The organism is Zhongshania sp., assembly GCF_041584495.1.
Classification (GTDB): Bacteria; Pseudomonadota; Gammaproteobacteria; order Pseudomonadales; family Spongiibacteraceae; genus Spongiibacter.
This window is the reverse complement of sequence record NZ_JBFHDY010000166.1, coordinates 1-5,401: the sequence shown is the minus strand read 5'-3', so window position 1 is coordinate 5,401 and position 5,401 is coordinate 1. Positions and strand designations below refer to the sequence as shown.

2 protein-coding genes and 1 pseudogene are annotated in these 5,401 nt (G+C 54.5%); all 3 read right to left on the bottom strand.

Annotation, left to right across the window (positions count from 1 at the left end):
* Positions 1-1,467 (bottom strand): allophanate hydrolase (gene atzF / locus ABYP33_RS17160; protein WP_373092373.1); only part of this gene is annotated, 1,467 nt, incomplete at its 3' end.
* Positions 1,464-5,129 (bottom strand): urea carboxylase, encoded by a 3,666-nt coding sequence (gene uca, locus ABYP33_RS17155; RefSeq protein ID WP_373092372.1) that lies wholly within the window; start codon positions 5,127-5,129, stop codon positions 1,464-1,466. The genes uca and atzF, both read right to left, overlap by 4 nt.
* 106 nt (positions 5,130-5,235) lie before the next feature.
* A pseudogene (locus tag ABYP33_RS17150) lies at positions 5,236-5,401 on the bottom strand (urea carboxylase); the annotation flags it as partial.

Genomic DNA, 5,401 nt, shown 5'->3' with positions numbered 1-5,401 from the left:
CTGGCCTTGTAAGTGAGCGCCGCACACTGCCACAGCTATGCGCCGCTGATTGGCAACAGGGCTCGCCGCAGTCGGCTGGAAGGCGCCTTGATCTTTGCCCAGCGGCAATTGGAAATACTGCTGAATGCGATTGGCAATCGATAACAGGCGGCGATCCGTAAAGGCCTCGCCAATTAGAGTTACACCAAAGGGGAAACCGCTCGCTGTGAAACCAGTCGGCACTGCCACCCCCGCCAGATCGAAGAGGTTCATATAATTGGTGTAGTAGCCAAGATTGCTATTTAGCTTTATGGGGTCGGCGTTTACGGCGTCGATGCGATAGGGCCGACCTGCGGTTGGGCTTAATAAACAATCTACCGACGCCAACACTGAGGTCGCGGCTTTGCGCAGGGCTTTTAAACGGTATTGGGCTTGAAAGGTGTCTACCGCCGAACTCTTGGCGCCACCACCAATAATGGTTTGAATTACCGGCAGCATGGCCTCGGGATTGTCTTGAATCATTGGCGTGGTCGCAATATAGCGCTCTGCAACCCACGGCCCTTCGTAGAGTAGCCGCGCCGCTTTTATAAAGGGCGCAAAATCCACTTCGATAATTTCTACACCTTGTTCTTTTAAGGCGGTGATCGTTTCCTCGTAGCTAGCTTGGTAATCGCTGTGGCCAAAAAAGGCGAGCTGATCTGCTGGTAATACGCCGATTCGCAACGCCCCCTGCCATGCGCCGTAATGCCGCGCCTGATTAGCAAAAGGATTTACGCGGCTATAGGCATCGCTGGCGTCTTCGCCCTCGGCGACTGCCAACAGTGTGTTGGCATCGTCGCAGTGCAAGGCAAAAATCGTTATGCAATCCAATGAGCGGCAAGCGGGTAACATGCCGCTGGCCGACAGCAAACCAATACTGGGTTTGACGCCAACTAAATTATTGAAGCAGGCGGGCACTCGCCCCGAGCCAGCGGTGTCTGTGCCCAATGAAAAACTGGCCATGCCCAGTGCAACCGAAACCGCCGAACCGGAACTGGAGCCACCGCTGGCCATGCTCGGATCAAAGCTGTTTTTACAGGCGCCGTAAGGCGAGCGCACGCCGACCAAGCCAGTCGCAAATTGGTCAAGATTACTTTTGCCCACCGGAATCGCGCCAGCATCAATTAGGCGCTGCACCACAAAGGCGGAGCGTTCTGGTATATAGCTAAATTCTGGGCAGGCTGCCGTCGTCGGCACCCCCGCCAAATCGATATTATCTTTGATGGCGAAGGGAATTCCGTATAGCGGCAGCGCATGTATATCCGCCTGTTCCAGCCTTAAAAAATAAGGTTCTAATTCTGCCGCCGTCAGGGCGTGAATCCAAATATTGTGCTCTCGATACTGTTCAACTCGCTCGCCAATGGTCGCAAATGCCTGGCGCGGCGTAATACCGCCGTTCAAATATTGCGCGCGGAGATCCGTCAAACTTAAAGAAGAAGTGATACTCATGATAATGCCTCCAAAATCAGCAGAGATTGCCCAGCGCTTACACGGGCACCTTCATGTAATAATTGTTTTTTTACACGACCGGTCTCGGGAGCAAGTATCGCAATTTCCATTTTCATGGATTCCAAGAGCAGTAGCGGCTGCCCTTCTTTAACAATATCGCCCTCGGCGACCAACAGCTGCCAGACACGGCCGGCCACCGAACTGTCGACGGGAATCTCGCCCTCGGCCAGGGTGACGATATCAACATTGTCGACAACCTCTGGCGCTTGGTAATGGAATTGGCCATCGGCATGCCAACGCGCCAACTCCTCGGCAAAGGCCTGCTCGCGCTTCGCGTTGTGACTGGCAATCTCATCGCCATTTTCTTGCAACATGGTTTGATAGTCAGCAAGCGAGAATTCGCCCTCTTCAATCCGCAGGGGGTATTTACCCAGCGGAAAGTCATTCCGAATTTGCAACAGTTCGTCTTGCTCAACCTCGTAAAATCGAATTTGATCAAAGAAGCGCAGCAGATACGGCTCAGTAAATTCGGCGGTGCGCCGGTAGCGATTCCACATTTGCAGAGTACGGCCAATAAATTGGTAGCCACCAGGACCTTCCATACCGTATACACAGAGATAAGAACCACCAATGCCCACCGAGTTTTCGGCGGTCCAGGTGCGCGCTGGATTGTATTTGGTGGTAACCAGACGGTGGCGCGGGTCAACCGGCGTTGCCACTGGCGCGCCTAAATACACATCGCCCAAGCCCATCACCAAATACGCCGCGTTAAAGACAATGTCCTTCACCGCTGCGATATCGTCGAGGCCGTTTATGCGACGAATAAACTCTAAATTGCTTGGGCACCACGGTGCATTTTCACGCACCGATTGCTGGTATTTTTCAATGGCCAATTGGCAGGCGGCATCGTCCCAGCTCAGCGGTAAATACACGGTGCGCGACGGCACATTGAGGTGTTCCAGTTGCTTAGACAAATACGCTTCTGCCGCCACCAATTTATCTAGCACGGCAGCCAAGCTAATTTTCATGGAATCGTAGTGCAGTTGCAGCGAGCGTATGCCTGGTGTGAGTTCGATTACGCCGGCAATCGGGTTTTGCTGCAAATACTGCATTAAGGCGTGGGCGCGAAAGCGCAGGCGAATATCCAGTTCTTGGGCGCCGTATTCCACCAGCAAAAAATGATCACCAGCAACGCGATAAACCACATCATCGCCGACCTCGTCGGCACTTAGCTGCCGCACTATCGGCGATGGCAAAGTCGTCAAGGGGTAGGCCTCGGGGCCAGGTGGCGACATATCGCTTAAGGTCAGGCGCTGAAATTTCTCGGCGGCCACCGCGTCGTTCACACTCACCGCCACAAAACGGATTTTGTCACCAGCGCGGAGCTGGCCAAGCTTCCAGAGATCGGCGGTAATTACCGTGGCCGGGCAAACAAAGCCCCCCAGGGAGGGGCCGTCGGGGCCGAGAATAACCGGCATATCACCGGTAAAATCGACGGTGCCAAAGGCATAGGCATTGTCGTGAATATTCGACGGGTGCATACCGGCTTCGCCGCCGCTGCTCCGCGCCCAGCTTGGCTTGGGGCCAATCAAACGCACACCGGTGCGACTCGAGTTGTAGTGCACTTCCCAGCTCGCCGCAAAAAATTCGTTAATATCGTCATCGGTAAAAAAGTCTGGCGCGCCGTGGGGGCCGTATATCACCCGCAATTCCCAGTTGTTGCCAATCGCTGGTTTAAGAACATTTGGCAATGGCCGCGATGCAACGCTATTGTTTGGCGCCGCTTCACACAGCGATAACACATCGCCAACCCGCAGCGCGCGACCACTGTGACCACCAAACTGGCCTAAGGTGAAGGTAGACCGCGAGCCCAAATACTCGGGGCATTGAATTCCCCCCGCCACCGCCAAATAGGCGCGCGCACCGGCCACAATGCGACCCAAGACCAAGGTTTGCCCCGCTTTAATATTAATAACTTGCCACAGCGCCGAGGCTGATTCGCCCTTAGGATCTATGACGTGGGTATCTGCACAAAAATGCTGACAGCTAAGGGGCTGGCCATCAATTGTTACCGGAATTTCGGCGCCCCCAATGACCACCTGAGTATCCACACTAAATAATAAGCTTGGGCCCTGCAGGGTGATTTCCAAACCTGCCGCTCGGGGATCATTGCCCAATACACAATTGGCCATACGGAAGGAATAGCTGTCGAAGGGGCCAGACGGCGGCACACCCACACTCCAGTAACCCAGCCTTGCGGGGTAATCCTGCACGGTGGTTTGGGTGCCCGCTTGCACCACATCAATACGCCGTGGCTGCCAGTTAAAATCATTTAAATAGCGAGTGGTGAGCTGGCCGCTGATTAGCACGCTGTCGTTGAGTAAGGCGCGCAAATAATCGCGGTTGGTGGCAATGCCGTACAGTTCGGTGTCGGCCAGCGCGGTGCGCAAGCCCGCAAGCGCCGCTTCGCGGTTGTCGCCATGGAAAATAACCTTGGCCAGCATGGGGTCAAAATACGGCGACACTTCTAAACCGCTGTCTAGCCAATGGTCGATGCGCAAACCCTCGGCCACCGGAAACGCGACTTTGCTCAGCAGCCCTGCGCAAGGTTGAAACTGCTTGTAAGGGTCTTCTGCATACACCCGCACTTGCACGGCGTGGCCCTTGGCAGATAAGCCGTTGCGCAGCTGATCTAACTCGGGTAGATCGCCGCTGGCCTGCATCAGCATCCACTTAACTAAGTCTACCCCCCACACCGCTTCGGTCACGCCGTGTTCTACTTGCAAGCGGGTATTCACTTCTAAAAAGTAAAATTGCTCGGTGTCGGGGTCGTAAATAAATTCTACGGTGCCCGCATTGCGGTAGCTCACCGCGGCCAATAATTTTTCGGAAAGTGAATACAGGCGCTGGCGCACGCTGTCGGGTAAATTCGGCGCGGGACATTCTTCTACCACTTTTTGGTTGCGGCGCTGGGCAGAGCAATCCCGCTCGCCGATGGCCACCACCTGGCCGTCGCCGTCGCCAAAAACCTGCACTTCGATATGTCGCGCGCGGGCAACAAATTTCTCTAGAAACACACTGTCGTCGGCAAAATTATTGCTGCCGAGTTTTTTTACTTTATCAAAACTGCCACGCAGCTCGGCTTCGCTATGGCAGATCTGCATGCCAATACCACCGCCGCCTGCGGTGCTCTTAAGAATAATGGGGTAGCCAATGGCTGCCGCTGCACTAACAGCCGTTTCAAGATCGGCCAATAAGCCAGTGCCTGGCGGTAGTGGTACACCCACACTTTCTGCGATATCGCGGGCGCGGTGCTTTAAGCCAAAGCTTTGCATCTGGTCGGCAGTTGGGCCAATAAACGCGATATCGGCGGCTTCGCAGGCCGCGACAAAGCTGGCGTTTTCACTGAGAAAGCCGTAGCCAGGATGAATAGCCTCGGCGCCACAGGCTTTGGCAATGGCTAAAACTTTTGCGGCATCTAAATAGGTTTCTGCGGCGCCACCCTCGCCAAGGCTATAGGCTTCATCGGCATTGCGGACATGCATGCTGCGGGCATCAGCCTCGGCATAAACTGCCACAGCAGTTACATTCAGTTCATTGAGACTGCAAATAATCCGCGTTGCGATAGCGCCGCGATTGGCAATTAAAACTTTAGTGAACATAGTCGTCCATTAACGGGCCGTCCCGTGGCGCTTTACGACAGTGGTCGTCCACTGAAGATGGTTCATAACAAGTAAAACGTCGAATGTCGGGCGTCTGACCTTGTGCCTAAGCATTCCAAACGAGGTATTCAATTGGCGTTGGGTTATAGGCATTGCAGGGGTTGTTTAATTGCGGGCAGTTGGAGATGAGCACGTAGACATCCATTAGTGCTTTTAACTCTACGTATTTACCTGGCGCCGAAATGCCGTCGGCAAAGCTCAGGCCGCCCGCT

Bases quoted from the DNA above. Each gene is read 5' to 3' on its own strand.
- uca (WP_373092372.1), bottom strand. From the start codon at position 5,129: ATGTTCACTAAAGTTTTAATTGCCAATCGCGGCGCTATCGCAACGCGG.